General features: G+C 64.4%; 27 protein-coding genes. 12 read left to right on the forward strand and 15 right to left on the reverse strand.

Features of this window, described 5'->3' with window-relative positions:
- Window positions 1-2: 2 nt before the first annotated feature.
- Both ACYVF5_RS00415 and ACYVF5_RS00420 read right to left on the reverse strand, forming a co-directional pair.
- Window positions 3-959: a phosphodiesterase gene (locus ACYVF5_RS00415; protein ID WP_460942175.1), complete on the reverse strand. Its 957-nt coding sequence runs from the start codon at window positions 957-959 to the stop codon at window positions 3-5.
- 119 nt (window positions 960-1,078) lie between these two features.
- Window positions 1,079-1,417, reverse strand: coding sequence for a hypothetical protein (locus ACYVF5_RS00420; RefSeq protein WP_460942177.1), 339 nt, complete (start codon window positions 1,415-1,417; stop codon window positions 1,079-1,081).
- A gap of 168 nt (window positions 1,418-1,585) precedes the next feature.
- Between ACYVF5_RS00420 and ACYVF5_RS00425 the strand changes: the two genes are divergently transcribed.
- The 4 genes from ACYVF5_RS00425 to ACYVF5_RS00440 are packed head-to-tail and all read left to right on the forward strand — an operon-like array spanning window position 1,586 to window position 4,210.
- A complete protein-coding gene (locus tag ACYVF5_RS00425) occupies window positions 1,586-1,918 on the forward strand; it encodes a DUF7882 family protein (protein ID WP_460942179.1) in 333 nt (110 codons plus the stop codon).
- The gene (locus ACYVF5_RS00430) at window positions 1,915-2,208 is read left to right on the forward strand and encodes a hypothetical protein (RefSeq protein WP_460942181.1); all 294 of its coding nucleotides are present in this window, start codon (window positions 1,915-1,917) and stop codon (window positions 2,206-2,208) included. The genes ACYVF5_RS00425 and ACYVF5_RS00430 overlap by 4 nt, the downstream gene beginning before the upstream one ends.
- The gene (locus ACYVF5_RS00435; RefSeq protein ID WP_460942183.1) at window positions 2,153-3,748 is read left to right on the forward strand and encodes a phytoene desaturase family protein; all 1,596 of its coding nucleotides are present in this window, start codon (window positions 2,153-2,155) and stop codon (window positions 3,746-3,748) included. The genes ACYVF5_RS00430 and ACYVF5_RS00435 overlap by 56 nt, the downstream gene beginning before the upstream one ends.
- Before the next feature lie 18 nt (window positions 3,749-3,766).
- Entirely contained in the window at window positions 3,767-4,210 is a 444-nt protein-coding gene (locus ACYVF5_RS00440; RefSeq protein ID WP_460942185.1) for an SRPBCC family protein, read from the forward strand.
- On the opposite strand, the gene ACYVF5_RS00445 is transcribed toward ACYVF5_RS00440, so the two are convergent.
- A complete protein-coding gene (locus ACYVF5_RS00445) occupies window positions 4,170-4,643 on the reverse strand; it encodes a pyrimidine dimer DNA glycosylase/endonuclease V (protein WP_460942187.1) in 474 nt (157 codons plus the stop codon). The two genes, ACYVF5_RS00440 and ACYVF5_RS00445, sit on opposite strands and share 41 nt — an antisense overlap.
- Before the next feature lie 93 nt (window positions 4,644-4,736).
- Here ACYVF5_RS00445 and ACYVF5_RS00450 point away from each other — a divergent pair, with 93 nt between their 5' ends.
- Complete coding sequence (locus ACYVF5_RS00450) at window positions 4,737-6,155, forward strand: APC family permease (protein WP_460942189.1); 1,419 nt, start codon at window positions 4,737-4,739, stop codon at window positions 6,153-6,155.
- 92 nt (window positions 6,156-6,247) lie between these two features.
- Here ACYVF5_RS00450 and ACYVF5_RS00455 read toward each other — a convergent pair whose 3' ends face one another.
- From ACYVF5_RS00455 to ACYVF5_RS00465, 3 genes are read right to left on the reverse strand one after another with little or no spacing between them, the layout of a single operon-like run.
- Window positions 6,248-7,849, reverse strand: a complete 1,602-nt coding sequence (locus ACYVF5_RS00455; protein WP_460942191.1) for a DUF7059 domain-containing protein — start codon at window positions 7,847-7,849, stop codon at window positions 6,248-6,250.
- Window positions 7,850-7,909: 60 nt separating this feature from the next.
- Window positions 7,910-8,389: an 8-oxo-dGTP diphosphatase gene (locus ACYVF5_RS00460; protein ID WP_460942193.1), complete on the reverse strand. Its 480-nt coding sequence runs from the start codon at window positions 8,387-8,389 to the stop codon at window positions 7,910-7,912.
- Window positions 8,390-8,398: 9 nt separating this feature from the next.
- Entirely contained in the window at window positions 8,399-8,791 is a 393-nt protein-coding gene (locus ACYVF5_RS00465; protein WP_460942195.1) for a TraR/DksA family transcriptional regulator, read from the reverse strand.
- A 169-nt stretch (window positions 8,792-8,960) separates the two neighbouring features.
- On the opposite strand from ACYVF5_RS00465, the gene ACYVF5_RS00470 reads away from it, so the two are divergent.
- The 7 genes from ACYVF5_RS00470 to ACYVF5_RS00500 all read left to right on the forward strand — a co-directional run bounded on the left by ACYVF5_RS00470 (window position 8,961) and on the right by ACYVF5_RS00500 (window position 17,344).
- The gene (locus tag ACYVF5_RS00470; protein ID WP_460942197.1) at window positions 8,961-9,317 is read left to right on the forward strand and encodes a hypothetical protein; all 357 of its coding nucleotides are present in this window, start codon (window positions 8,961-8,963) and stop codon (window positions 9,315-9,317) included.
- A 113-nt stretch (window positions 9,318-9,430) separates the two neighbouring features.
- Window positions 9,431-11,707, forward strand: a complete 2,277-nt coding sequence (locus tag ACYVF5_RS00475) for a DUF6049 family protein (protein ID WP_460942199.1) — start codon at window positions 9,431-9,433, stop codon at window positions 11,705-11,707.
- A complete protein-coding gene (murJ, locus tag ACYVF5_RS00480) occupies window positions 11,700-13,334 on the forward strand; it encodes a murein biosynthesis integral membrane protein MurJ (RefSeq protein ID WP_460942201.1) in 1,635 nt (544 codons plus the stop codon). Before ACYVF5_RS00475 ends, murJ begins: the two co-directional genes overlap by 8 nt.
- A gap of 94 nt (window positions 13,335-13,428) precedes the next feature.
- Window positions 13,429-14,448, forward strand: a complete 1,020-nt coding sequence (trxB, locus tag ACYVF5_RS00485) for a thioredoxin-disulfide reductase (RefSeq protein WP_460942203.1) — start codon at window positions 13,429-13,431, stop codon at window positions 14,446-14,448.
- A gap of 45 nt (window positions 14,449-14,493) precedes the next feature.
- Window positions 14,494-14,817 carry a thioredoxin gene (gene trxA / locus ACYVF5_RS00490; RefSeq protein WP_460942205.1) on the forward strand — a complete coding sequence of 108 codons (324 nt, stop codon included), beginning with the start codon at window positions 14,494-14,496 and terminating at the stop codon, window positions 14,815-14,817.
- 216 nt (window positions 14,818-15,033) lie between these two features.
- A complete protein-coding gene (locus tag ACYVF5_RS00495; RefSeq protein WP_460942207.1) occupies window positions 15,034-16,356 on the forward strand; it encodes an aminotransferase-like domain-containing protein in 1,323 nt (440 codons plus the stop codon).
- Window positions 16,357-16,384: 28 nt separating this feature from the next.
- Window positions 16,385-17,344: a D-alanine--D-alanine ligase family protein gene (locus ACYVF5_RS00500; protein ID WP_460942209.1), complete on the forward strand. Its 960-nt coding sequence runs from the start codon at window positions 16,385-16,387 to the stop codon at window positions 17,342-17,344.
- A 754-nt stretch (window positions 17,345-18,098) separates the two neighbouring features.
- On the opposite strand, the gene ACYVF5_RS00505 is transcribed toward ACYVF5_RS00500, so the two are convergent.
- From ACYVF5_RS00505 to rpmH, 9 genes are all read right to left on the reverse strand, one after another.
- Complete coding sequence (locus ACYVF5_RS00505) at window positions 18,099-19,073, reverse strand: ParB/RepB/Spo0J family partition protein (protein ID WP_460942211.1); 975 nt, start codon at window positions 19,071-19,073, stop codon at window positions 18,099-18,101.
- A complete protein-coding gene (locus ACYVF5_RS00510) occupies window positions 19,063-20,016 on the reverse strand; it encodes a ParA family protein (RefSeq protein WP_460942213.1) in 954 nt (317 codons plus the stop codon). Before ACYVF5_RS00510 ends, ACYVF5_RS00505 begins: the two co-directional genes overlap by 11 nt.
- An 898-nt stretch (window positions 20,017-20,914) precedes the next feature.
- Complete coding sequence (locus ACYVF5_RS00515; protein ID WP_460942215.1) at window positions 20,915-21,214, reverse strand: GIY-YIG nuclease family protein; 300 nt, start codon at window positions 21,212-21,214, stop codon at window positions 20,915-20,917.
- Window positions 21,215-22,284: 1,070 nt separating this feature from the next.
- Window positions 22,285-22,929 carry a 16S rRNA (guanine(527)-N(7))-methyltransferase RsmG gene (gene rsmG / locus ACYVF5_RS00520; protein ID WP_460942217.1) on the reverse strand — a complete coding sequence of 215 codons (645 nt, stop codon included), beginning with the start codon at window positions 22,927-22,929 and terminating at the stop codon, window positions 22,285-22,287.
- 57 nt (window positions 22,930-22,986) lie between these two features.
- A complete protein-coding gene (locus tag ACYVF5_RS00525) occupies window positions 22,987-23,529 on the reverse strand; it encodes a Jag family protein (RefSeq protein WP_460942219.1) in 543 nt (180 codons plus the stop codon).
- 6 nt (window positions 23,530-23,535) lie between these two features.
- Window positions 23,536-24,489, reverse strand: a complete 954-nt coding sequence (yidC, locus tag ACYVF5_RS00530; RefSeq protein ID WP_460942221.1) for a membrane protein insertase YidC — start codon at window positions 24,487-24,489, stop codon at window positions 23,536-23,538.
- Window positions 24,490-24,498: 9 nt separating this feature from the next.
- Complete coding sequence (yidD, locus tag ACYVF5_RS00535) at window positions 24,499-24,825, reverse strand: membrane protein insertion efficiency factor YidD (protein WP_460942223.1); 327 nt, start codon at window positions 24,823-24,825, stop codon at window positions 24,499-24,501.
- Window positions 24,822-25,163, reverse strand: a complete 342-nt coding sequence (rnpA, locus tag ACYVF5_RS00540; protein ID WP_460942225.1) for a ribonuclease P protein component — start codon at window positions 25,161-25,163, stop codon at window positions 24,822-24,824. The genes yidD and rnpA overlap by 4 nt, the downstream gene beginning before the upstream one ends.
- Before the next feature lie 29 nt (window positions 25,164-25,192).
- Window positions 25,193-25,330: a 50S ribosomal protein L34 gene (gene rpmH / locus ACYVF5_RS00545; RefSeq protein ID WP_460942227.1), complete on the reverse strand. Its 138-nt coding sequence runs from the start codon at window positions 25,328-25,330 to the stop codon at window positions 25,193-25,195.
- Between the last annotated feature and the right edge of the window lie 108 nt (window positions 25,331-25,438).

Consider the following 25,438-nt stretch of genomic DNA (forward strand, 5'->3'; position numbering starts at 1 on the left):
GGCTAGCGCAGCACCGGAATCTCTCGTGTCTCGGCGTCATCCGGAGTCAGCAGCGGCTCTGAGTCGACGGGGCCGTTCTCCGCGTCCGCGATCCTGACGCCCACAGAGGCAAGCCGCCTGGCGCTCTCATCCGGATCGACGTAGTCGAGGGCCATGTGCGCGCCCAGCGGCACAACCGAGTGCAACACCGTGTTGCCGTAGACGTGCACAAGGTTGTATGCCCTCGCCCCGTCGCGGCCGCGGGTGCCGCCCACCGGCACGGAGAGGTCCTGTGTGTAGCAGGTGGCTGAGGCGACAGAGACGGGGATGCCCGCGAACGTCGCCGTCGACGAGTAGTGCAGGTGGCCGGCGAGGATGCTGCGAACGTCGCTTCCCTCGAGCACCTCGGCGAGCGCGGACTGGTCGCGCAGCTCGACGCTGACGGCCAGGTCGAGCACACTCGGCACAGGCGGGTGATGCATGGCGAGCAGAGTTCCGTGAGGCGCCCGTATGGAGAGCTCCTCGGCGAGCCAGTCCAGTTGCGCACCCGCGATCTCACCGTGGTGATGCCCCGGAACCGTCGAATCGAGGGTGATCACCCGCAGTCCGTTGACGTCGTAGACCCGGTCGAGCGGGCGCATGCTCGGAAACTCGTCGAGCAGTCCGGCCTTGAGCGCGGCGCGGTTGTCGTGGTTGCCCATCACCCACACCACCTGAGCGCCCAGCCGTTCCGCGGTCGGCTCGACGATGCGCCTCAGCACGTCGTATGCCTCCGGCTCCCCCTTGTCGGCCAGGTCGCCCGTGAAGACGATCGCCTCCGGTCGCCCGCCGGATGCCTCGACCTCGTCGAAGAGCTGGCGCAGGTGGTGCGCGCTGTCGACGCTGTTGTAGAGGCGACGTCCCCCTCCGAGGAGGTGTGTGTCGCTGATGTGCAGAAGAAAATGGTCCGGCCTCGGGTACTCGGCCGTTCGGAGGGTCACAGTCCGTCCATTCGGGTTGGCGGTTGAAGTCATACCACGTTGTTAAACAGATATTCGACCAGAGAATTCCGAACGTTGCGTGTACGACTCACCACGGGAGCATGAATGGGGCACGGAGTTCAGTAGCCCTCGAACTCCTCGCCATAGCCCTCGTATGGCTCGTGCTCCGGCCGTGCCTCCGGGGGAGAGGTGATCAGTTGCATCCGCTCGCGCATATGTGCAACTGCATCGTCGTTGTCTGGCTCAGGCAACAGCGAGGTCGTGGACTCGGCCATCATCGACGCGCCGCTGTCGAGCAGGAACGTGGCTTCGACCTCTTCGCCGAGGGTGTCATACGCGCGCAGCTTCACTGTTTCACCCGTGGCCGACTTGGCGACAAGAGCGGCGAACTCCAAAAGGAGGTCGGCCGCTTCGTCGCCCACAAGCACCGATTTGTCAGCATAGGTGATGTGCTTCATGCCGCGACCCTATACGGATCGCGGCGTGACCGGTACCGGCTTGACACCTCTCTCACAAAGGAGGAACTTTGCACGTATACACAACGAAGAACGCTGGCGGCATCAGGGCGACACCGGTCACGCGGCAGCGGAAAGCGCCCGTTGCGTCACCTGAGCACGGGAGGTTTCATGGGCAAGCTGATCTATGATTCGACGCTGGCCGTCGACCTGGATGATCGTATACTCGCTCACCTGCAGATCGTGATCGGGGCGAAGCTGCGCCGCGGCGAGTCCTTCTACTTCAGCTGGAAGGACGATCCCGCCATCGGCGACGGCAGGAACGTGATCTGGCTGAAAGACAGCATTCCCCTGCGCTACAAGTATTTCGGCAGTCGGATGCCCGCCATCAACCGGGCCTGGATCGACGCATTGACCACGCTGGCCAATTCGCCCGGCGGCCTCTACATCATCCCCGAGCCCGTGGGCTCACCCACGAATGGCGACGAAGAGGTGACCACGTGAGACCGCAGTCCCGTATCCAGGTGGTTTATGGGGGCGTCGAATATTCCATAGGCAATCGTTCGGCCGGCGACGTGCGCGACGAGATCTCCGACGCACTGCAATCAGGCGAGCCGTACTGGTTGAGCGTGAACCACGGCGAAGGCCGCATGAATGAGTGCTCCCTGCTCCTGACGCGGGGTGTGAGCATCAGTGTGCTCGAGATCGAACACCGGGAACCGAATCCGGCGGAGCCGTATGAATCGAAGGACACACCGGGCTCACTCGACGAACCGGAGCTCGCCAGCCCATGAATCACGCAGCCGTCGCCGGTGTGCGCTCGCTGCCTCGGTGGCATACTGGCCCCAGATGAGCGAACTCGACGCGATAGTGGTCGGCGCCGGGCCGAACGGGCTCGCCGCCGCCGTCACCCTTGCTCGAGCCGGGCTGTCGGTGCGCGTCTACGAACGCTCCACCACGATCGGGGGCGGTGCCCGCACGGACGAGCTCACCCTTCCGGGTTTCAGGCACGACGTGTGCTCTGCCGTTCACCCGATGGCCTACTTCTCTGAGTTCTTCATCCGGTTCGGCCTCACAGACCGGATCGAGTTCGCCAACCCGGATCTCGCCTATGCCCAACCCCTCGACCGTGGCGAAGCCGGCCTGGCGTGGCGAGACCTCGAGCGGACGGCCGACGGCCTCGGTTCAGACAAAGAGGCATGGCGCTCGTTCTTCGCCCCGCTGGTCACCCACGCACACGAGCTGTCCGACACCATCTCGCGGTCTCTGCTCAGCCTGCCGCGGCATCCGCTCACCCTCGCCCGGTTCGGCCTGCGTGTGCTCGAGCAGGGTGGTCCGCTCTGGAACACCAGGTGGAACACCGAAGCCGCGCCCGCGCTTCTCACAGGGGTTCTCGCCCACTCGATCCGCCCGCTTCCGAGCATCGCGCCCACGGCCGCCGGGCTGGTGCTCGCGACCTTCGCGCACGCGGGCGGCTGGCCGATCCCCGTCGGCGGCAGCCAGTCGATCGTCGACGCGATGGCCGCGGATGCCGTCGCCCACGGCGCCGAGATCATCACGGGTCACGACGTTGTCGCCCTGCGCGAACTCCCGCCGGCCAGGGCGGTCATCCTCGACACGAGCGCCAGGGGCATGCAGAAGCTCGCCGGCAATCGTCTGCCCGAGCGCTACACACACCAGCTCTCGCGCTTTCGATTCGGTCACGCGGTTGCCAAGGTCGACTTCGCGCTGTCTGGTCCCGTGCCCTGGCAGAACCCGGATCTGCACGGGGCCGGAACCCTGCATCTCGGCGGAACCCGGGCCGACATCGCGCGGGCCGAACACGAGGTCGCACGTGGCAGGCATCCGCAGAACCCCTATGTGCTGGTCTCGCAGCCGAGCGGGTTCGATCCGAGCAGGGCACCGGCAGGCCGGCACACGCTGTGGGCGTACACACACGTTCCGCGCGACTCGGCCCGAGACCTCACAGAGGCCGTCACCGCCCAGATCGAGCGGTTCGCTCCCGGGTTCAGAGACGTGATCCTGGCGTCGTCATCGCGCTCGGCCGTTGATCTCGAGAACTACAACCCGAACTACGTCGGCGGTGACATCGCGGCCGGAGACATCTCGCTGCCGCAGCTCGTCGCCAGGCCGGTGTTCTCAGCGGACCCGTGGCGCACCCCTCTGCGTGGTCTGTACCTGTGCTCGTCATCGACACCGCCTGGGCCGGGCGTTCACGGCTTCGGCGGATGGCGAGCGGCGTTGTCCGCCCTTCGGCACGAGTTCGGAATCACCCGGCACCCGGATCTCTCACCGCGACCGGCGGCGTCCTCAGATGCGTCTGCACCGCATTGATCACAGCGAAAGGTCTCCATGTCTGTCACCTACCGCGCGATTGCCGCGACCCCCGACGACGTCTTCGCCGTGCTTGCGAGCGGATGGCTCTATCCGAGTTGGGTGGTCGGCGCCTCTCGCATCCGTGATGTCGACGACGCCTGGCCTGCACCCGGGTCGCGCATCTTCCACTCGATCGGCACGTGGCCACTGCTGATCAACGACTCCACATCGGTGCTGGAGTGGGACCCGCCTCGTCACGTGAGGTTCAGGGCCCGCGGGTGGCCGCTCGGAGAAGCGACGATCAGCATCGACGTGAAACCCAGGGGCGAGGGCGACGAGTGTGTCGTCCGCATGGCTGAGGACGCCTCTCGCGGCCCCGGGCGGTTCGTTCCGTCTGTCGTCCGCCAGGTCGGCATCCACTACCGCAACACCGAGTCCCTCAAGCGACTGGCCTATCTGGCCGAAGGCGGTGCTCGCTGAGCCCGCGCCGCTCCCAGCGTTCCACGGGTCCGGGCACCACGTGGAACAGGGGATGGGGCGCTGGGAGCCTCACGTGTGTCCATCGCTCGGCGACGCGCGGGCTGCGAACGGCCATCCGTTCCGACAACAGTGCCCACTCGTAGTCGAGCTGCCCGTCGGTCACGGCGATGGTCGGTGCGTTTTCACCCGGCACGCGAATCTTGCCGCCTGCGAAACTGTAGCCCCTGGCGTCCGCTTCAGCCAGGATGCCGCCGAGGAATGCGCCGACTGCGGCCGCGGGTTCCGGCTGCGCCCTGAATCGTTCGAGCTGGGGATGCCTGCTGTACCCACGGCTCAGGTCATCGATCACCGCCTGCGCGAGCAACGCCTCGCGCCAGCACGCGGTCAGTGCCTGGCGGTCGAAGTACCTCGGATGCACAGACCACAGCCTCACTCTCGCGAGGGTACCCTGGCACAGGCGCCTTGCGTAGAGCGGGCGCACTGTCAACCCCGTGGCACGCGGCGAGGACCGCCATAGTGTCGATCAATGACATCCGACACAACCGCGGGCAACGACACGATGGACGGGGCAACGGGCGACGATACCGCAGGCGCGGCGTCGTCCAGACGGCCGAAACGCGGCAAACGGCATCCGGTCGAAGCGAAGAGCGATACCAAACTGAGGCGGGCGATCACCGGGCCGCTGCTGTTCCTCTTCATTCTCGGAGACGTGCTCGGGGCGGGTATCTATGCGCTCACCGGCGCTCTTGCCGCAGACGTCGGCGGAGCCATCTGGGCTCCTCTTGTGCTGGCGCTCCTGCTCGCCCTGCTGACAGCGGGATCGTATGCCGAGCTCGTCACCAAGTACCCGAGGGCGGGCGGAGCCGCCGTCTATGCGGAACGCGCCTTCAAGCCGCCTGTCATCTCGTTCCTCGTCGGTTTCAGCATGCTGGCCGCAGGCGTCACCAGCGCAGCGGGCCTGTCTCTCGCCTTCGCCGGCGACTATCTCGGTGCGTTGATCGATGTTCCGCAGATCCCGGTCGCCATCGCCTTTCTGGCCCTGATCGGATGCCTCAACGCACGCGGCATCCGGGAATCGATGCGCAGCAACCTGGTGATGACGGTGATCGAGCTCTCTGGGCTCGTCATCGTGATCGTGGCCGTGGCCGTGATGATGGGCGGCGGAAGAGGAGACCTGTCACGGATCACCGAGTTCCCAGAGGGCTCCGTGCCGGCGATGGCGACCCTCAGCGCGGCCATCATCGCGTACTACTCCTTCGTCGGGTTCGAGACCTCGGCCAACATGGCCGAAGAGATCCGCCATCCCAGCAGGGTGTATCCGCGGGCGCTGTTCGGCGCGCTCGCCACCGCCGGGGTTGTCTACATCCTGGTGGGGCTCGCCAGCGCCATCGCGCTGCCGGCGGACGACCTGGCCGACTCCACCGGGCCTCTTCTCGCCGTCGTCGGGGCGACAGGGGTCGCGGTTCCGGGCTGGGCGTTCAGCCTCTTCGCCCTCGTCGCGGTGGCGAACGGCGCCCTGCTCACGATGATCATGTCGAGCCGTGTCACCTACGGAATGGCGGAGCAGCGGCTGCTGCCACCCGTGCTGAGCCGGGTGCTTCCGAACCGCAGAACACCCTGGGTGGCGATCGCGACGACCACCGGAATGGCGATGGCGCTCACCCTCATCGGTGACATCGCCGTGCTCGCCGAGACGGTTGTGCTTCTGCTGCTCTTCGTGTTCATCAGCGTCAACACGGCGGTGCTCGTGCTTCGGCGAGAAACCGTCGAGCATGATCATTTCAGAGTGTGGACGTTCGTTCCCGTTCTCGGCATCGGCTCCTGCATCCTGCTGCTCACCCAACAGAGCCCGACGGTCTGGCTCTGCGGGCTCGCCATGGTCGCTGTCGGTGTGGTGCTCTACCTCGTCGCGAGGCGCAGCACAGCACGGGCCTCGAAGCGCTGATCGGCCCTTCAGGCGGCCGATCAGCCGGCGGATCGGCGGGCTTCCCTCCACATCACCAGCTTCGAGCTTCGGCTGCCGAGCCCCAGACGGACTCACGCAGGAATCAGCAGGAACCCGTCGTCGATGAGCTCACGCACCCGTGGCAGCAGGTCTGCACGGAGCGCAGCCTCGTCAACCGCGAGCAACTCGGCGAGCGCACCGAGAATCGCCCCCAGGGCGAGTTCACCGTCACACGCGCCGACGAGTGCAGCCAGTGCGGTATCGAGCGGAACGCTCCTGCCGAACCCGGAGCCCTGGCGAAGCGACATCGCCGTGGGGTCTTCCGCACCTGGCCAATAGTGCCGTTCCTCTGTCACATCGGCGGCCGTGACGAGTCTCTGGGCGGCAAGCTGCTCATCGGTGAGGGATGCCTGCCGGTCGTGAGCCGCCAGGCAGGCCCCGATGTGCCCGCCGAGTCCGCTGTCAGGGTGAACTCCCCGGACGCCCGGTATGCTGCCGACGCGCTCGAAACGCCGCAGCTCCTGCGAGCCCGCCGACGGCATCCGCAGGGTCAGGTAGCCGAAGCCCACCTGTTGCACGTCGCGGGCAGCGAAGTCGTCGAGCCAGGCATTATAGAGGTGATCGAACTCGGGGGTGCCTGAACGGGTTCCTCCGTCGCGGATCCAGGTCTCGGCGTATTCGGCGGGGTCCTGCACCTCACGCTCCACCGCCCAGGCGTCGAGCGGGCCGATCCACGACCGCACACGATCGAGGCCGTGCTCGCCCGTGTGGTACTCCCAGTTCCCGAGCATCTGCGCGACGCCGCCGGGGGTCAGGTGCCGGGAAGCACCGCGCACAACGGCCTCGACGATTCCGTCGCCCACCATTCCGCCGTCGCGGTACTCATAGGCGGGAACACCGTCGACCCGCGGGGTGATCACAAAAGGCGGGTTCGTCACGACCTGGTCGAACAGTTCGCCCGCGACCGGATCGAAGAGCGACCCCCGCCTGAACTCGATGGTGTGGATGCCGTTCAGTGCCGCATTGAAGGCGGCGATGTCGAGAGCGCGCTGCGACGTGTCCGTCGCGACCACACGCTCTGCGTGCCTCGAGGCATGCATCGCCTGGATGCCGCATCCGGTGCCCAGGTCGAGCACGGACGCAACGGGGTTCTGCATCATCAGGCCGGCCAGCGTCATGGTTGCGCCGCCGACACCGAGAACGTGGTCTTCGTCGAGCGCACGCCCGAGCACGAGTTCACCGAGGTCAGAGGCGATCCACCAGCTGCCCGCACCACTCGCGTCGACGAAGCTGTATGGACGCAGGTCGAGAAGCGGCCGCATCTGCGCTCCGTCTGGCGCGAGAAGGCCGACGTCGACCGCACCCGCCGTGGTCAGTCTCCTGAACGCCAGTCCCACCCTGTCCGCATCGACGGGCTGACCCAGAATGAAGAGTTCGGCCAGAGTCGCCGCGCGTGCGCGCGCACCGTTCCCGCCGTGCTCGGCAGACCTGTGCGAGGCGAGCGCCCGCAGCGCCGGAACGCGTGCGCCGCGGTGCAGGGCGGCATCCGCGCTCTCGCCCCACAGGCTCGAGAGCGCTGAGACGCTGAAGTCGGCCGCCACGAGGTCATCGCGCAGCCTGTTGATGAGCGTCGGCTCGTTCACAGGGGTCACCAGACCATCTTCCGGCACGATGTCATCCTGCACGGACGACATCACCCGCTGTGCCGGGTGAAAAGGTCCAGAGAGAGCGAAAAGCGAGCGGGGTCACACAGCTCACACGAGATCACCGGCGACGACCGTCGACAGATCGTCACCGAACACAAAACGTCGCTCGCAGTACTCGCCGCCCAGAGCGGCCGGAAGCCAATACTTCGCGTCGTCCCACATCCGCTCGAGCGGAATCGCGGGCACCGGGTGCCAGCGCAGAAGCAGCTCGTCTGATTCCACGATCTGCCCGCTGAACACCCTCGCCGAGAACACCCACGACGACTGGGTCCACTCCTCGCGGTGCGGAAACTCGTAGTGAATGCGCCCGAGCCTCACCAGATCGTGTTCTTGGACCAGCAGTCCAGACTCCTCGCGCACCTCGCGCACGATCGCCTGTTCGGGGGTCTCGCCCGGTTCGAGCTTTCCGCCGGGGCCGACGAGCTTGCCGATTCCCAGACCCTTCTTCTTCTCGCCCAGCAGCACCTCGGTCCCGCCGTCATGGGCCTCGCGCATGATGTAACAGACGGCCACCTGGTCGAACCTCATGCGCCAAGGCTACCGGCGGCGGCGGGCGGATGCCTCGGCGATGCGCGCGCAGGCGATGCAGCGTTCCGCAGAGGGCCAGGCGTCGAGGCGTGCTTCACCGATCGGTTCTCCGCACTCGACGCACACCCCGAAGACTCCGGCGTCGATGCGAGCGAGTGCGGCGTCGAACGAGCGAAGCGCTGCCTCAGCGCCTGCCTGCAGACCCGTGGCCCGCGACCATTCGGCGGCAACGGTCGGCCCTTCGGGGTCGTGCTCGTCGTCGTGTTCTCCGTCACGAGCGGCGCGCACCTGTCTGAGGGAATCCGCTATGTGCTCACGCTGACGCTCGAGCTCACGACGGTCATGCCGCAGACGATCGGCGAATCGCCGCAGTGCGTCGTCCGCGAGCCCGGATGCAGCCATGTTCCATCATCCCATGTCACCGACAGAGCAGCCGCGTTCATCCGCGTTGATCTGGCCTGTGCGCACGGCAGGGGCAGTGCTGCCCTGCGCGGGCGTACGCTTAAACGGTCTTGCGGCGACCGCGGCGAGGCCTGCCCCACCACCGGGGAACGACGCGTGAGGAGAGCCCATGACACCATCTGCAGAAGGCCTCGCTCTGATGCGCCGCGACGCACGCGACGAACTCGATGTGCTCATCGAGCACCGCTGCCGCGCGGGAGAAGACCCCTACGTCTTTCTGTGCGAACTCCCCACCGTCGATGAACTGGTTGTGGCCGAACTGCACGCAGACGCCCTCGACGCCCGCGGCCTCACCGCCGAGTACACGATGGCCAGGCACGCCGGCCGCAGCGACAGGGCAGATGCAGAACACCACCGCGAGAGCACTGAGAAGCTGGACTACGAACTGCTCCGCGAGATCGCCCTTGCGCACCCAGAGCTGACGACCACCATCTGGCGTCTGATCGGCACGATCGGCATCCGCTGACGACTGTCCGCCGGCCTGAACGACGGGTATTGGGCGAGGCCGACAGGCGGTTCATATCTTGTGACCCTAGAATCAGGAGCTATGCCGAGCGCGAGGCGCTTGGCCCTCCGCCTATGATCACGAACCGACTCCAGATCCTGTTGCGCGCGGCGATCGCCTCTGCGTTGGGCTTGGCGTCCCTGGGAACAGGCGCCGCGGTCGCGACACCGTCTGTCACCGCGCCCGACGACGACAGCGGCACCGTGACGGTCGAGGTCACGCCGTCAGCACCCACGATCACGCCGGACGGCGCCATGACGTTCGACATCTCGGTCGAGAACGGCACCGACAAGCGCCTCGAGGCGGGCTCGGTGGTCATCAGCACCGATGACGTCGCGTTGGACTCACCGGAGGAGCTCAGCGCCTGGCTCAACGGTGAAGCGGATGCCGCGGGCAACGAGGTCCTCACGGTCCCCGTCCCCGAGATCAACGCCGGGTCGAGCTACACGTCCACCCCGCTGCCGGTGACGCCGGGAACACTCGAGATCGGCCAGGAGTACGCCGCCTATCCGGTGGGCGCCCTATACACAGCGGGTGACACCAGCGCAGACGCGCGATCGACTGTCGTCGTCACACCTGCCGAGGGCGTTCCCACCCGCCAGGTGACAGTGGTCATGCCGATGACGGTGCCCCCGGCATCCACTGGCCTCATCGACGCCGAGACCCTCGAGCTCTATACCGGCGTGAACGGGTTGCTCACCAGGCAGCTCGACGCGGTTGCCAACAGGGCGGTGGTCATCGGAATAGACCCGATGATCATCGTGTCTATCCGAGCCCTCGGAACCTCGGCGCCCGAGTCGGCCGTCGCCTGGCTCGAACGGCTCGACAGTGCGGCGAACGAGACCTTCGCGCTGCAGTACGGCGATGCAGACGTGACCGCGCAGTCCCAGGCCGGCGTCGCGACTCTTCTCGCCCCCACCTCGTTCAGCTGGGCGCTCGATCCGGCGAACTTCAGCCAGACAGAGGGCGAGCTGCCCGGGGAAGACGGCGTCACCCCGAACACCGAGGCGCCGGAGGACCCGGGAACAGGCACACCGGGAACCGACCCGACCGGCGAGTCCGGCGGCGAACCCTCTGGTGGGCAGACGGACGAGGCCGAGCCGACACCGACCGGCACCGGAACACCGTCGCCGACCGTGACCCCCGCGCCGGAAGACCAGGTGCCGACGCTCGCAGAGCTCCTCGGCTGGGACTACACGTACACGGGCATCGTCTGGCCGGGAGCAGACACACTCACGGCGGCGGACCTTCCCGTGCTCGCGGCATCCGGAGCCACAACCACCATCGTCTCTTCGCGCAACGTGGAGTTCGGTGAAGGCGAGTCCTCAGCGTGGGCAGCGGCCGGCGATGCTGCCATGCTCGTCGCCCACGCAAACGGCTCAGACGCCCTCGACCGAGCCGTGAAGGCCGAGAACGACGATGAACAGGCGGCGGCGATCGCCGAGCTCGCCGCGCAGCTCGCCGTCACCGGCGTCGACGACGATGAGCCGATTCTGCTCGCCGTCGACCGCGGGTGGACGGGAACGGAGGCACTCATCGGCGACGCGCTCGCCGCGCTCAACACACTCCCGGGCGTCTCGCAGACGTCTCTCAGAGCAGACATGTCGGGGTCGGCCGCTCCCGCCTCGGTCGTCGATCACCCGGTCGACGACACACGGGTCACGACCATCGGTCAGCTGATGGAGCGTGAGCCAGAGGTCGCAGCGTTCGCCACCGTCGCCAACGATCCCGCACTGGTCACAGGCAGGGAGCGGGCAGAGCTGATGTCGCTTCTCGGCGTGGGATGGCAGGCGGATCAGGACGCCTGGCTCGCGGCGGTGGCCACCCACGGTCAGCAGACCACAGCGCTTCTCGGCTCCGTCGGTGTGGTCGCGACCACACCGATCAACATGATCAGCATGCAGACCGAGATCCCGGTGTCCGTGCACAACGATCTGGACCAGCCGGTGACCGTTGTGCTCAACGCCCACCCCAGCAACCCGCGTCTCGACATCGATTCGTCCGTCGCAGAAGAGATTCCCGCCCTCTCGCACGAGACCATCCGTATTCCCGTCGAGGCACGCATCGGCAATGGCGAAGTGACTCTGCGCATTCAGCTGCACAGCGAAGAGGGCGTTGTCATCGGGCAGACCGCCTTCATCCCCGTCGATGTGCGCGCCGACTGGGAGACCATCGGCATCACCGTGCTCGGCGCGGCCGTGGGCCTGCTCTTCATCGGCGGCCTCGTGCGCACGATCATGAAGCGTCGATCGCAACGGAACAGTGCGGCGACGCAAGCCGATGGCGCAGCGGATGCCGGTGAGAAGACGGATGCCCGTACCGGCGCCGTGCAGGACCGATCAGATGAGTGAGCCGACACCGAACCCGTCCATCGGGCGCGCGAGCGCGTTCCTCGCCTCTGGCACCATCGTCTCTCGCCTTCTCGGGTTCGTCAAAGCCGTGCTGCTCGCGGCCACGATCGGCAGCATCGGGCTGAGCGGTGACGCGTTCGCCGTCGCCAACCAGCTTCCGAACACCGTCTACGTCATCATCGCGGGCGGTGTGCTCGGTGCGATCTTCGTTCCGCAGATCGTGCAGGCGACGCTGCACGCCGACCGCGGACACGCCTACATCAACAAGCTCATCACGATCACACTCGTTGTGCTGCTCGTCGCGACGGTCGCCGCAACACTTCTCGCACCGGCGCTCGTCTCGCTCTATGCCTCCAAGTTCAGCCCCGAGCAGCACGCGCTCGCGACGGGGTTCGCCTACTGGTGTCTTCCTCAGATCTTCTTCTACGGGCTGTATTCGGTGCTCGGCGAGATCCTCAACGCGCACAAGCTCTTCGGCCCGTTCACCTGGGCGCCCGTTGTCAACAACGTCGTCGCCATGATCGGCCTCGGCGTTTTCATCGCCCTGTTCGGCACGGACCAGGGCGGTGAGCGCCTGATCTCGGACTGGTCGCCAGACATGGTTGTTCTCCTCGCGGGGAGCGCCACCGTGGGAGTGGCCGCTCAGGCTGTTGTGCTGTTCTTCTTCTGGCGCAGGATCAATCTGCGTTTCCGTCCCGACTTCGCGTGGAAGGGTGTCGGCCTGCGCGAGACCGGCAAGCTCGCCGGCTGGTCTTTCGCGATGATCCTCTTGACCACGGGCGCGGGCATCGTGCAGTCGAACGTCGCATCAGCCGCATCGGGAGACGCCGCCGTGTTCGCACTGCAGAACGCCTGGCTGATCTTTATGTTGCCGCACTCGGTGATCACCGTCTCGATCGCCACCGCATACTTCACCCGGCTGTCGGAGCACGTGCGCGAGAAGCGCGATTCCGAGCTCAAGCACGACGTCTCGAGGGCCATCAGCCAGATCTCGCTTCTGATCGTGCTCGCCGCGGCCGTGCTCATCGTCGTCGCCATTCCTTTCGCGCGACTGTTCACCTCATCGGATCTCTCCGATGTGACAGCCCTCGGTCTCGTCATCATCGGGTTCGTTCTCGGACTTGTTCCGTTCTGCGTGCTCTTCGTTCTGCAGCGCACGTTCTATGCGCTCAGCGACACTCGAACACCGTTCTTCTTCACCCTGGTGCAGGTCATCGTCTATTCAGCACTCGCGTTCGGCTGCCTTCTGCTGCCGCGCGAGTGGATCGGCGTCGGCCTGGCACTGTCGATGACCGTGTCGATCGTCGTTCAGATGTGCACGGCCGCCATTCTGCTCAGACGCAGGCTCAACGGGCTCGCGGTCGCCCGCACGGCGCGCAGCCTCGTCAGGTACTCGGCGGCCGCCGTGCCGGCGACGGTCGTCGGAGCGACTGTCGTCTGGGCACTCGGCGGCTACACGGGCGGCTGGGCGATCGCCTCCATCTCCACGGCTCTGGCGACGCTGATGATCGGCGGTGTCGTCGTCTCGGTTCTCTACCTTCTGATGCTGGCCGCGATGCGTTCCCCCGAACTCGCCGAAGCGCTGGGTCCGGTGCGCGGCATCCTCACGCGTCTTCGCCGCCGCTGATCGCCGCTGCCCTGTCGGTGACAGGGAGACCGCGGAATACTCCGCGCATAGAATGTGTTTTATCCGCTGTCAGCACAAGATCTGAGGAGTGCGCGTGCGCAACGTCATCATCATCGGCTCAGGGCCTGCGGGGTACACCGCCGCCATCTATGCCGCTCGTGCCAACCTCAACCCGCTGCTTCTCGCGTCGAGCGTTGAAGCAGGCGGCGAGCTGATGAACACCACAGAGGTCGAGAACTTTCCCGGTTTTCCCGAGGGCATCCAGGGTCCAGAGCTCATGGCGAAGCTTCAGTCGCAGGCCGAGCGCTTCGGCACAGAGATCATCCTCGACGACGTGACCTCGCTTGACCTGACCGGCCCGGTCAAGAAGGTGAGCACAGGGTACTCGGGCGACTTCGAGGCGTCTTCGGTGATCTTCGCGACGGGGAGCGCCTATCGCAAACTCGGCCTCGACGATGAAGAACGACTCTCGGGTCGTGGAATCTCATGGTGCGCGACGTGCGACGGGTTCTTCTTCAAAGAGAAGACGATAGCCGTCGTCGGCGGCGGCGACTCTGCGATGGAAGAGGCGACGTTCCTGACCCGATTCGCGTCGAAGGTCTACATCATCCATCGCCGTGACACACTCAAGGCGTCGAAGATCATGCAGGAACGCGCCTTCGCCAACGAGAAGATCGAGTTCATCTGGAACGCCGAAGTCGTGGGCGTCACCGGTGCGGATGCCGTCAACGGCGTCACCCTTCGGTCTACGGTCGACGGATCCGAAAGCCACCTCGAACTCGGCGGCATCTTCGTCGCCATCGGCAACGACCCGCGCACGCACCTCGTCCATGGGCAGCTGACCCTCACCCCGGAGGGCACCATCGCCGTCGACGGACGCAGCTCGAAGACCAACCTGCCCGGCGTCTTCGCCGCCGGCGACGTGATCGACCCCACCTACCGGCAGGCCGTCACTGCCGCGGGCTCCGGCACCGTCGCCGCTCTCGACGCCGAGCACTATCTGGCCGCGCTCGAACAGGCCGGTGAGCCAGACCCGGCGGCCGATCTGATTTCGGCAGGCTCTACCCGGCCCATCTCAGCAGGCTCCTCGTACCCAACGATCTCAACCCCATAGGTTGTGCGTCGCACCCCGTCGCACACCTGAAAAGGAGAAAAAACAATGACAGCACGCGCCGTGACAGAAAGCACATTCGACGCAGAGGTTCTGCAGTCGGACAAGCCGGTTCTCGTCGACTTCTGGGCAGAGTGGTGCGGACCGTGTCGTATGGTCTCGCCGATCCTCGACCAGATCGCAACAGAGAACACCGACAAACTCGACATCGTCAAGGTCAACGTCGATGAGAACCCGCAGCTTGCCATGAAGTACCAGATCACCTCCATCCCCGCGATGAAGGTCTTCTCGGGCGGAGAGGTCGCACAGACGGTCATCGGCGCCAAGCCGAAGGCCGCGCTCGAGGCCGACCTGGCCGCCTTCCTGGCATAGCCGGCGGATCTCGGATCTCGGATCTCGGATCTCGACAAGCTCGATCACCGCGATCACCGCGGTCACCGCGATCACCGAACGAACCCGCCCGGCACCTCAGCCGGGCGGGTTCGGCGTTTAACGCGACCGGCGACGCGAGAGCCGACTCTCGGCATCCGCGTCGTGAGCGAAGCCACGACCCCGATAGCATCTAGTAGGACCAAGAACGGAAGAACAGTGTCTCCAAACGACCCTCGCCCCGCATCCGGCAACAACCTCGACCCGTGGTACGGCGCCTACGCCGCCCGCACGGCCGGGCTTGCCGCCAGCGAGGTCAGGGCCCTGTTCGCCGTCGCATCGCGCCCAGAGGTGGTGTCGCTCGCCGGCGGAATGCCATACGTCTCGGCGTTGCCAGAAGACCTCGTGACGGATGCCATGGGTCGCGTGATGCGTGAGCAGGGTCCCGTCGCGCTTCAGTACGGCTCGGGCCAGGGAATCGAGAAGCTGCGCGAGCAGATCACCGAGGTGATGGCGCTCGAGGGCATCCAGGGGAGCGCGAGCGACGTCGTCGTCACCACCGGAAGCCAGCACGCTCTCGAGTTGTTCAGCAAGCTGTTCATCGATCCGGGCGACGTTGTTCTCGCCGAGGGTCCCAGCTATGTCACCGCAATGGTGATCTTCAAGAGCTACGAGGCTCAGGTCGAACACGTTCTTATGGACGAACACGGGCTCGTCCCCGAAGCACTGAGCGAGCACATCACGAGGCTCAAGGCCGCGGGCAAAACGATCAAATTCCTCTACACGATTCCGACCTTTCACAACCCTGCCGGAGTCACCCTCTCTGCCGAGCGCAGGCCAGAGATCCTGCGGATCGCGCACGAGAACGACATCCTCGTTCTCGAAGACAACCCGTACGGTCTGCTGTACTTCAACGAGAAGCCGCCGGAGGCCCTTCGGTCGCTCGACGAGGACGGCGTGGTGTATCTCGGAACGTTCTCCAAGACACTGGCACCCGGATTCCGGGTGGGATGGGCTCTCGCCCCGCACGCGATCCGCGAGAAGCTGATTCTGGCCAACGAGGCGGCGATCCTCTGTCCGTCGTCATTCAGTCAGCTCGTGATCTCGCAATACCTCTCGCAGGCGGACTGGCGGGGTCAGATCGACTCGTTCCGAGGTGTCTACCGCGAACGCAAAGAGACCATGATCAGCGCGCTGGGGGAGTATCTGCCAGAGCTCAGCTGGACAGACCCCAATGGGGGATTCTATGTGTGGCTCACACTGCCCGAGCAGCTCGACTCGAAGGCCATGCTCCCGCGAGCCGTGAAGGAGCTCGTCGCATACACACCGGGAACCGCCTTCTATGCCGACGGTGACGGCAGGCACAACATGCGACTGTCGTTCTGTTATCCGACTCCGGAGAGCATACGCGTCGGAGTCAGACGGCTCGCCGCCGTCATCAACGGCGAGATCGATCTGCTCGAGACATTCGCGGGCACAGGCAGCCTCGCCCCGCTGAGAGCCAATCGCAGCTACACCGCACCGCCGCCCAACCTGAACTGATTCGTTCAAGACGAGGAAATCCCTGATCATGACAGAATTCCCTAAGCTCGATGTTGTGGTTCTCGCCGGCGGCATCTCACACGAGCGCGACGTCTCGTTGCGCTCGGGCCGGCGTGTCGCCGAAGAGCTCCAAGCCATGGGGCACACGGTCACGCTGCGCGAACCGAACGCCGCGCTGCTGTCAGATCTCGATGAGCACGGTCCGGATGTCGTCTGGCCTGCCCTGCACGGCGCAAGCGGAGAAGATGGTGCCCTGCAGGCTCTGCTCCGCGCCAGGGGAATCCGTTATGTGGGCTCACACGCAGAGTCGGCGGGCCTTGCCTGGTTCAAGCCCACAGCCAAGGTGCTGGTTTCACGTGCGGGTTTTTCGACGCCGAAGTGGCTGTCCCTTCCGACCGAGACCTTCAGGGAGCTCGGGGCGAACGGCGTTCTCGGTGAAGTTCTCTACGACATCGGCACACCGGCCGTGGTGAAACCAGCCCAGGGGGGCTCTGCACAGGGGGTGACGATCGTCAACGACCCCTCTGATCTGCCGCGCGCCATGGTGGACGCGTACACCTATTCAGACGTCGCCCTCATCGAGAAGAAGATCGAAGGCACCGAACTCGCCGTCACCGTTCTCGACAACGGAGAGGGCCCGTTCGCCCTTCCGGCCGTTGAAATCGAGCCACTCTCGGGGGTGTACAGCTTCGAAGCCCGGTACAACGCGGGCGAGACCACCTTCTACACACCGGCGAGGGTTTCCGATGACGTGGCCGCTCGGGCCGCGAAGGATGCCGTCGCCGTTCACACCCTGCTCGGCCTGCGTCACATCTCGAGAATCGACCTCATCGTCGATGACGACGGCACGGTCTGGTTCCTCGAGGCGAACATGCTGCCGGGACTCACCGAGACATCGCTTGTCCCTCAGGCCATCGAGGCCGCGGGTCTCACACTCTCGTCTGCATACACGGCACTGGCGGTCGCCGCGTCGCGTTCCACCGACTGACCCCCGCTATCGGCGGTCGAGCTTGTCGCGACCTCCACTGACGATGAGGGAGGTTTCGACACGGTCGCTCGTTTCTCGCGGCCTACTCGACCTCCGGTATGACACCTCTCCGGTGGTCGAGCGCCCGTCCGGTGGTCGAGCTTGTCGAGACCAGGCCCACTCGCCGTGTTTCACGTGAAACATCGAACCACCGCACCCGTCGTCCAATGACATGCGGCATGCTCGGCCAACGAGTTCCCGATGGCCGAGTGCCCTTTCGATGGTCGAGACCACTGAGACCCCGAGCATCGAGACCTCCGATGACAATTAAGGTCGGACACAGTCCGGCGTCGCCCTGTCCGGCCTGCTCAACCACGGGGTACCCAGGCTGCCGAAGCCCATCCGTCTCACCTGAACATCAGATCTGATCGGGTCGCGCACTCCTCGCGCTCTTCTCACGCACCAGCAGTCGTTTCACGTGAAACATCGCCCGGTGATCGAGAGCCGGGATGCTACAAGCGGTCGGGGCGCGCGTGTCGAGACCCACTCCTCCCTCGACGGCTCGTTCCGAGGCCATCCGTCTCACGTGAACCATTCCCCAGTGATCTTCAGGCCTGCCATGCTCCACGCAAGGCGGCCACCGCCCGTCCGGTGGTCGAGTGCTCTCCGGTAGTCGAGTGCTCTCCGGTGGTCGAGCTTGTCGAGACCCTCTTCCCGAGCGGGCGCGTTTCACGTGAAACACCGAGCGAGAACAGCGTCAGAATCAGCGACCGAATCAGCGACCGTAGCCGGGCTCACCCAACTCTCCGAGAATCCGGTTTAGGTCACCGATTGTCGCGAAATCAATCGTGACCTGGCCTTTACGAGCTCCAAGGCTCACTTTGACTCGGGTATTGAGTCGATCTCCGAGTCGTTCCGCAATCTCATCCAGATGACCACGGCGAGAACCCGCTGACGGTTTGGGCTTCTTCGACATGGCACCCTGACCCGCCGCCGCCTCTGCCGCCCGCACTGACAGATCTTCGTTGACGATCTTGTCCGACAGACGCTCCATCGCTTCAGGGTCTGCCGTCGAGAGGATCGCCCGTGCGTGCCCGGCGCTCAACACACCAGCCGCCACACGCTTCTGCACTGCTGCAGGAAGCTTCAGAAGTCGCAGCGTATTGCTGATCTGCGGGCGTGATCGGCCGATTCTCTCGGCAAGCTGATCCTGAGTGATTCCGAAATCATTGAGCAGCTGCTGATAGGCAGATGCCTCTTCAAGAGGGTTCAGCTGGGAGCGGTGCAGGTTCTCGAGCAGCGCGTCGCGGAGCATGTCTTCGTCTGCGGTCTCGCGCACGATGGCAGGGATTGTCTTCAGTCCGACCTCTTTGGTCGCCCGAAGCCTGCGCTCGCCCATGATGAGTTCGTACTTGCCCGCTTGTGACGGGTGAGAGCGCACGACAACCGGCTGCAGAACGCCGATCTCACGGATGCTGTGGGCGAGTTCTGCGAGGTGTTCTTCGTCGAAATTGGTTCGCGGTTGCACCGCGTTGGGCACAATGTCATCCGGATTGAGATGTGCGAGACGCGCGCCGGGAACCTCGACAAGCCCTTCTGCAGTCTGTTCAGCCTGAGAATCCAGCTGCTGTTCTTTGGTGCTCTCGGGAAAGAACACGTCGACGGGACGCGCGCTCGTTCCCGAGTCAGTGGTTGCTGTCGGAATGAGGGCGCCAATGCCCCTGCCAAGCCCGGTTCGTTTAACCGCCATGTGCGCGTGCTCCTTGGTCCTGTGTTTCTGATGTCTGACGTGGCTGAGGGCTGCGTTTCGCGATCTCAGCGGCTGCTTCGAGGTAGGACACAGCACCTACAGATGAGGGATCGTAGCTGATCACACTCTGTCCGAAGCTCGGGGCCTCCGAGATTCGGACGGTTCGGGGAATGACCGTCTGCAGAACCTGCTGCGGAAAGTGTGATCTGACGTCGTCGGCCACCTGGTTTGCAAGATTGGTGCGGCCATCGAACATCGTCAGCAGGATCGTCGTCAGGGTGAGTGGGGGATTGAGGTGCTTTTGGATGAGTTCGATGTTTCCCAGAAGCTGGCTGAGTCCCTCGAGCGCGTAGTACTCGCACTGGATGGGGATCATCACCTCACGAGCGGCGACAAAAGCGTTGATCGTCAGAAGCCCCAGCGACGGAGGGCAGTCTATGAACACATAATGCCACTGCTCGTCGGTCTCGTTCAGAAACGCATCGAGTGCCGTGCGCAGTCTGTGTTCTCGAGCAACCTGAGACACGAGCTCTATCTCGGCACCGGCGAGATGCAGTGTTGAAGGAGCACAGAAGAGTGTGTCGAACTCCGGGCTCCTCTGAATCACGTCTTCCAAGGGCTTGTCCTCGATCAGAACGTTGTAAACGCTCGCCACCTCGGCTTGGTGCGGTATTCCGAGCGCAGTTGACGCGTTTCCCTGGGGGTCCAGGTCGATCACGAGCACCCGCGCGCCCTGTTTCGCCAAGGCGGCTGCAACGTTCACAGTCGTTGTGGTCTTGCCAACGCCACCTTTTTGATTGGAAACCGTCACCACACGGGTCTCGCTCGGCACAGGGATCGACACGTCGGAGAGCACCTTGCGACGTCGAGTCAGGTCTGCCAACTCTCGTGCCAGGGGAGTATCAAAGAGGTCTGTCGACGGCTCTTGATCGGGTTGTTTCACGTGAAACGCTCTCCGTTCGTGGTTACTGATCTACCGTACCTGACGCAGGACCGGGCCCCTGACGCACGTCGCTGATACCAGCCGATTCACCGGGCCTGAGGCGCCGCTGGTCGAGCCCGTCGAGACCCGGACCGTTCACCCACCCCATCGGTGGTCGAGCCCATCGAGACGCAGCCCGTTCGCCCCGTCGGTGGTCGAGCTTGTCGAGACCCGGATCCGCTCACCCCGTCGCTGGTCGAGCCTGTCGAGACCCGGCTCACTCACCCCGTCGGTGGTCGAGCCTTTCGAGACCCGGCTCACTCACCCCGTCGGTGGTCGAGCCTGTCGAGACCCGGCCCGCTCACCCCGTCGCTGGTCGAGCCTGTCGAGACCCGGCTCACTCACCCCGTCGGTGGTCGAGCCTGTCGAGACCCGGCTCACTCACCCCGTCGGTGGTCGAGCCTTTCGAGACTCGGCCCGTTCGCCCCGTCGCTGGTCGAGCCTGTCGAGACCCGGACCCACTCACCCGGTCGGTGGTCGAGCTTGTCGAGACCCCGCATCAGTCCTGGCTCACTCGTCTCACCTGAAGCAGCCCACGACCAGTTCCGCGACGACCGGTTCCCTGCAGCCCGCGAGACCCGGTGGTCGAGCTCGTGGGGCCCGACATCTATCGCGCCTCTCGGCCCCGGTCGGTGGTCGGTGGTCGGTGGTCGAGCCTGTCGAGACCAGGCTTCCCAGGGGTCTTCCCCTTCCGCGTCGGTTTCACGTGAAACATCGCCCCGGGTTCGACACGGTCGCTCGATCCTCGCGGCCCACTCAACCAGCGAAACAGCCGGTGGTCGAAACGTGCTCGTCGAGATCCGGTGGTCGAGCTTGTCGAGACCCGTCCTGCGGAACCATCGGGGGAGTGCGGGAGCGATCATTCACGGCGCGACGGGTGCGGCTTCACTGCCTCGGTGATCTGAGGTAGCTCCTCGTGTCTTCCATCGATCAGTGCCTGTCTCTTGCGCCGGCCCCACCCCTGCACCTGTTTCTCACGCCGAAACGCGTCGTCAACACGATCGTAGTTCTCGCAATAGACCAGCTTCACGGGGAGCCGCCTGCTCGTGTACGCGGCACCCATTCCCTTCGAATGCTCCCATAACCGGGTCTCGAGCTTCCACGTGCTTCCCACGTAGTACGAGCCGTCAGCGCATTCGAGAATATACATATGGGGCATGGCATCGAGCCTGCCCGTCGGCAACGCGGGCGTAGGCGTGGTGAATAGATCTGTGGGACACGTGGCGCGGATAGACACGCTGTGCAGAACCTGTAGGTGATGCCGACACCCTGGCTTGTTTCACATGAAACGAGGAGGTTGGTTCTCGGTGAAACAGCAACCGACTGTTCCGCTGGTTGAGTGGGCCGCGAGGATCGTGGTGAATGTGTCGAAACCCTGCTGATGTTTAACGTGAGACGAGTGGGCCGGGACTGATGTAGGTCTCGACAGGCTCGACCCCCGACCGGGTCGACAGGCGCGATGGACATTGGCGCCTCGACCAACTTGAACAAGGTCGCGCAAGCTGCAGAGAACCGGCCCTTGCCCACACCCGTGCATTGACTGTTTCACGTGAAACCGACACGGAAGGGAAGACCCCTGGGAAGCCTGGTCTCGACCACCGACCACCGACCACCGACCACCGACCACCGACCGGGGCCGAGAGGCGCGATAGATGTCGGGCCCCACGAGCTCGACCACCGGGTCTCGCGGGCTGCAGGGAACCGGTCGTCGCGGAACTGGTCGTGGGCTGCTTCAGGTGAGACGAGTGAGCCAGGACTGATGCGGGGTCTCGACAAGCTCGACCACCGACCGGGCGAACGGGCCGGGTCCCGACAGGCTCGACCAGCGACCGGGGCTCGACTACCGGGAATCCCGACCCGTCGACACAGCCCTGACCGGCGTGCTCAGTGCACCGAAAAGCTGCACAGCGGATCGAGCTGCACACCTCGTTACCGGACTCGGTCCAGCGAGAGGTCCCGACGAGCTCGACCACACCTGACCACCGGTGGCTGAGCGCGCCGCCAAGCCCGGGCGAGCGTGTCGAACCCGGGCGACGTTTCACGTGAAACCGACGCGGAAGGGTGAAACCGACAGGAACCCGCGACAAAGGGAAGCCTGGTCTCGACAAGCTCGACCACCGACGGGGCGAACGGGCTGCGTCTCGACAAACCCGACCGGCGACCGGTTCGAAAGGCGCAATGGGCTTGGATCCCGACGAGCTCGACCACCGGACGACGAGGCCTACGAGATCAACGCGCCGAGCGACGGACCGTTCCGCGAATCACACGCGTCACATCGTGGGTGACACCCTCACCCAGCACCTCGACGCGAGCATCGACAACCCTGAAACGACGGAGCTCTTTTGTCGCTGCATCGATCTCCGCCTGTGCGTTCGCCCCCTTCATCAACACGAGCTCACCTCCATCGCGAAGCAGGGGAGCCGTCCACGGCAGCAACTTGCGAAGGGCACTGACAGCGCGGGCCGTCACCTGATCGAGGGGAACATCGAGTGAGACGTCCTCTGCCCGCGAACGCAAGACCTCAACGTTGTCGAGAGCAAGCTCACCGATCTGATCATTCAGCCAGGCCACCCGGCGTTCCATCGGCTCAATGAGCACAAACGAGACATCAGGGCGGGCGATGGCGAGAACAAGCCCGGGCAATCCTGCGCCCGACCCGACATCGCCGACCCGACCCCGGTGAAGCAGGGGAGCGACCAGTGCAGAGTTCAGGATGTGACGGGTCCATAAACGCGGAAGCTCGAGCGGACCGATCAACCCGAGCTGTTCACCCCGACGAGCGAGATTATGTGTGAATTCACGTGTCAGCTCGAGGCGGTCGCCCAGAACAGCTTTCGCGAACGCTGGCTCTGGCTCGAGATCGCGAAGAATCATGACCTGTTCTCTGTCAACTCTGTGTGGCCGTTTCACGTGAAACGGCCACACATACAATCAGTGGCGGGTGATCACCGTGTGGCGATCGCGTCCTTCACCCTGTGAAGTCGAGGTGAAGCCGCGTTCAGCGACGACATCGTGAACCAGCTTGCGTTCGTAACTCGACATCGGTGGAAGTGCCGCAGACGATGCACCCGCTTCGATCTGTTCGATCGCGTGGTCGACGAGCGACGTGAGTTCCGCCTGGCGCGCGTCGCGCGAGCCGCCGATGTCGAGGATCAGTCGTGAAAATGAACCGGTCTTGTTCTGCACTGCGAGACGGCTGAGTTCCTGCAGAGCGGTTACGACGTCAGGCTTCGAGAGCACACGCAGATTACTGCTTGTTTCCCCAGCCGTCACAGACAGGTAGGTTCTGCCGTTCCTGGTGTCGATGTCGATATCGCCGTCAAGGTCGCAGATGTCGAGCAACTCCTCGATATAGTCCGCGGCGACCTCACCTTCGTCTTCGAGCTCGCGAGGCGAAAGAGTCGCATCGTGCTCCGTGGCTGAGGGTTCATGGCTCTCATCGATTTCTGAAACGTTCTGGGTCACGTCAGACATTGTGCCCTATTTTCCGTTCTTCTTCTTGGCGCGATTCTTGCCAACAGGCTGCTGTCGCTGCGTGGGCTTCTTCTCTTCGACGACGATCGTGTCGCCGGCGTTCTCGGTGTTCTCGAGTTTTCCCTTGCGTGCCAGACGCTCTTCGCGCTGCTTCGCCGCCTCGGTTCCCGGCATGGGCATGTTCCTGATGATGAGGAACTGCTGAACCATCGTCCACATATTGCTCGTCAGCCAGTAGAACATCACGCCGAGCGGGAAGGCGAAACCCGAGAACAAAAAGACAAAGGGAAGCAGGTAGAGCAGAATGCGCTGCTGCTTGAACATGGGAGAAGCCTTGGTCTCGTCTGAAATGTTCTTCGAGACGATCTGCAGCTGGGTGATGAACTGCGAGGCGGTCATCAGCACAACCATCACGGCAGCTATCACCATGACGCCGACTTCGCCCTCGCCCATGGCCGTCGAGAAGCTCATGTGCAGCGGCGCCCCGAAGAGGCTCGCGCTGCCGAACTCATGGGCAAGAGCTTCATTCAAGGGGCCGACACCGGTCTTCGAGTGCTGTGCGTCGTTCAGCACCGAGAACAGGGCGAAGAAAATCGGCATCTGCACGAGAAGCGGCAGACAGGATCCGAGCGGGTTCGTGCCGGTGTTCTTATAGAGCGCCATCGTCTCGCGACTCATCGCTTCACGACTGAACTGGTCTTTTTTGCCCTTGTATTTGTCTTGGATCTTCTTCAGTTGCGGCGCGACCTCCATCATGCGCCGCTGGTTCTTGATCTGTTTGACGAAGAGCGGAATCAGAAGAGCACGAACAACGAGAACAAGGCCGACGATCGAGAGGACCCAGGTCAATCCCGCTGCGGGATCAAGTCCGGCCGGACCACTCAACACCCAATGCCATCCAACGAGAATGAGCTCGACCACCCATTTGAGTGGCCAAAGTATCGTTCCGATGATGTCCATGCTGTGGTGTCAGCCCTTTCTCTGGCCCTGTGTTGTAACGAAACCCCGACGGGTCACTCTGTAGGTGAAATTCTTCTTCGGCGGCACATCGTCAACGCCGCCTTCGGCCCACGGGTGACAACGAGCGATACGTCGAACACCGAGCGCAGAGCCGATCACCACTCCGTGCTGCTGAATGGCTTGCAGCGCGTATGCCGAACAAGACGGATAATATCTGCACACATCGCCGTAAAGCGGTGAGATCACTGTGCGATACGCCTTCAGCACAGCAACAGCCGCGTTGCGCGGGATCAGAAGAATGTTCACTGCGGGGTTCGACATCTGCACGGCGGTCATCGCGGGATGGCCGTCTTCGTCGCCGCGCGCACGAACTCACTGTGTAGGGCGGCGAAGGATGCCTGAACGGCAGACGGAAGCGCACGCACCACGATCTCTGCGCCGTCTGGAACGGCATCCGTAACGGCGTATGCAGAAGCCTTTAGTCGACGGCGCACCCGGTTTCGTGTCACTGCGTTACCGACTGTTTTTGCAACAATGAACCCGAATCGCGGATTACCGCCATTCGGGTTCATTGTGATGTAGGTCACCGTGTGCTCGCTCACGATCCGTCTGCCCCGGCGTACCACTCGTCTGTAGTCGCCGGCACTCGTGATGCGATGAGCTTTGTCGAGCACGGCGGTAGTCGAGAATCGGCCGTGTTGGACTACGCCGACAGCTCGGTACGGCCCTTGCGGCGGCGAGCCGACAGGATGCCGCGACCCGCGCGCGTGCGCATACGCAGACGGAAGCCGTGCACCTTGGCCCGACGACGATTGTTCGGCTGGAAGGTTCTTTTGCTCATAATCACTTACTCCAGGTGATGGATATCTCCGCTGCCCGGACATACGGCAGGGAAAGCTTGGCGCCCGAAGGCTCTCGTCAACTGATTAAAACTACGGCCTGCGGGCCG

Source organism: Okibacterium endophyticum (genome assembly GCF_054780075.1).

Coding starts and splice junctions, on each gene's coding strand:
- ACYVF5_RS00420 (WP_460942177.1), bottom strand. CDS start 1,417: ATGAAGCACATCACCTATGCTGACAAATCGGTGCTTGTGGGCGACGAA.
- ACYVF5_RS00425 (WP_460942179.1), top strand. CDS start 1,586: ATGGGCAAGCTGATCTATGATTCGACGCTGGCCGTCGACCTGGATGAT.
- ACYVF5_RS00435 (WP_460942183.1), top strand. CDS start 2,153: ATGAATCGAAGGACACACCGGGCTCACTCGACGAACCGGAGCTCGCCA.
- ACYVF5_RS00440 (WP_460942185.1), top strand. CDS start 3,767: ATGTCTGTCACCTACCGCGCGATTGCCGCGACCCCCGACGACGTCTTC.
- ACYVF5_RS00450 (WP_460942189.1), top strand. CDS start 4,737: ATGACATCCGACACAACCGCGGGCAACGACACGATGGACGGGGCAACG.
- ACYVF5_RS00455 (WP_460942191.1), bottom strand. CDS start 7,849: ATGTCGTCCGTGCAGGATGACATCGTGCCGGAAGATGGTCTGGTGACC.
- ACYVF5_RS00460 (WP_460942193.1), bottom strand. CDS start 8,389: ATGAGGTTCGACCAGGTGGCCGTCTGTTACATCATGCGCGAGGCCCAT.
- ACYVF5_RS00465 (WP_460942195.1), bottom strand. CDS start 8,791: ATGGCTGCATCCGGGCTCGCGGACGACGCACTGCGGCGATTCGCCGAT.
- ACYVF5_RS00470 (WP_460942197.1), top strand. CDS start 8,961: ATGACACCATCTGCAGAAGGCCTCGCTCTGATGCGCCGCGACGCACGC.
- ACYVF5_RS00475 (WP_460942199.1), top strand. CDS start 9,431: ATGATCACGAACCGACTCCAGATCCTGTTGCGCGCGGCGATCGCCTCT.
- murJ (WP_460942201.1), top strand. CDS start 11,700: ATGAGTGAGCCGACACCGAACCCGTCCATCGGGCGCGCGAGCGCGTTC.
- trxA (WP_460942205.1), top strand. CDS start 14,494: ATGACAGCACGCGCCGTGACAGAAAGCACATTCGACGCAGAGGTTCTG.
- ACYVF5_RS00500 (WP_460942209.1), top strand. CDS start 16,385: ATGACAGAATTCCCTAAGCTCGATGTTGTGGTTCTCGCCGGCGGCATC.
- ACYVF5_RS00505 (WP_460942211.1), bottom strand. CDS start 19,073: ATGGCGGTTAAACGAACCGGGCTTGGCAGGGGCATTGGCGCCCTCATT.
- ACYVF5_RS00515 (WP_460942215.1), bottom strand. CDS start 21,214: ATGCCCCATATGTATATTCTCGAATGCGCTGACGGCTCGTACTACGTG.
- rsmG (WP_460942217.1), bottom strand. CDS start 22,929: ATGATTCTTCGCGATCTCGAGCCAGAGCCAGCGTTCGCGAAAGCTGTT.
- ACYVF5_RS00525 (WP_460942219.1), bottom strand. CDS start 23,529: ATGTCTGACGTGACCCAGAACGTTTCAGAAATCGATGAGAGCCATGAA.
- yidC (WP_460942221.1), bottom strand. CDS start 24,489: ATGGACATCATCGGAACGATACTTTGGCCACTCAAATGGGTGGTCGAG.
- yidD (WP_460942223.1), bottom strand. CDS start 24,825: ATGACCGCCGTGCAGATGTCGAACCCCGCAGTGAACATTCTTCTGATC.
- rpmH (WP_460942227.1), bottom strand. CDS start 25,330: ATGAGCAAAAGAACCTTCCAGCCGAACAATCGTCGTCGGGCCAAGGTG.